General features: G+C 66.6%; 2 protein-coding genes. Both read right to left on the reverse strand.

The window, feature by feature from the left end:
• A partial coding sequence (locus A2I95_RS38080; protein ID WP_291737606.1) for an amidase occupies positions 1 to 788 on the reverse strand: 788 nt, incomplete at its 3' end.
• Between the two features lie 130 nt (positions 789 to 918).
• On the reverse strand, positions 919 to 1389 hold a 471-nt coding region (locus A2I95_RS38085), incomplete at its 5' end, for a PfkB family carbohydrate kinase (protein ID WP_291737607.1).

A 1389-nucleotide genomic window follows, 5' to 3' on the forward strand; every position in this document is an offset into this window, starting at 1 on the left:
ACCCTGCCTGCGCTGCGGGGCGGCGCCTCTTCCAGGCTGGCAAGCCGCGGCATGTCCTGCCAGAAGCCCAGCGGCTGGCGGGGGGTGTTGCCCTGCATGGCTTCCAGCATCAGCACCAGATCGCGCACGGTCCGGGCCATCGGACCGGGCACTGACAGCCCGTCAAACGGCGCCGGGTTCGGGTCATAGGGGATAAGGCCCGGGGTCGGCCGGAAGCCCACGACACCGCACCAGGCTGCGGGCGTGCGGGTGCTGCCGCCCAGATCCGAGCCATCCGCAAGCGCCACCATGTGCGCCGCCAGCGCGGCCGCCGCGCCGCCCGAGCTGCCGGCCACTGTTTTTTCCGGGTTCAGCGGGTTGCGGGTGGTGCCGGACACAAGATTGCTGGTCTGGCCGGAGAAGGTGAACTCAGGCGTGTTGCTTTTGCCGGTGATCATTGCACCTGCGGCGCGCAGACGGGCCACATGCAGGGCGTCAAAATCCGGGACATGGGATGCAAAGCTCCTGGATCCCCAGGTGGTGCGCAAGCCCTTGGTTTCAAAGCAATCTTTTATGGCAATAGGCAGGCCGTGCAGCGGTCCGGCAAATGCGCCCGAGGCCGCCGTCGTATCCAGCTCCGCGGCCCGCGCCTCTGCTGCATCCCAGTCCAGGGTGACAAAGGCATTTACGGTGCTTTCCCGCGCTTCGGTCTGCGTCTTATGCGCCGCCAGAACGTCGCGGGCACTCAGTTCACGCGCCCGCAGCTTGGCGGCCATGTCCTCGGCGGAGAGGGCGGTGATGTCTGTCATGCGGCAGGTCTTCCGGTGCTGGTTGAAAGGGGTGCTGCCGTCAGACTAAGAACCGGTGCCGGGCGGGACCCTTCTGAAACCGGCCTCAAAAGCGTCTGCCAGCGACCTGGCGGGCTTCTGCGGGCAGGCCTCAGCGGGCAAGCCAGCCGTGGACTGCATCCTTGCCCAGGCGGCAGGCCTCCGCCAGGCTTTCTCCATTGGCCAGGTGGCAGGTGATCGCGGTGGCCAGGCTGCACCCTGTTCCGCGTTTGGAGCCCGGCAGCCGTTGTGCAGCAAAGCGGAGGACGGCGCCGCCGCCGGTGCAGAGCACATCAATGCTCTGCGGGCCTGTGCCATGGCCGCCTTTGACCAGCACTGCTTGACATCCCTGCGCCAAAAGGACTGCCGCCTGCGCCTCAATACTGCCGGTTGAGCCGGAAAGTACTTCCAGCTCCGCCAGGTTCGGTGTGACTAAGACCGCCCGCTTCAGCAATGCGCCAAAGCCGTCTGCCGCCATCAGCCTGCCGCCGGAGGTTGCTTTAAGAACCGGATCCAGCACGATAGGCATCTCTCTGGGAAGGGCCGCGTCAACTGCGCTGGCCACTGCGGCAGACCCCAGCAT

The sequence above is a fragment of the Leisingera sp. F5 genome, from assembly GCF_001593695.1.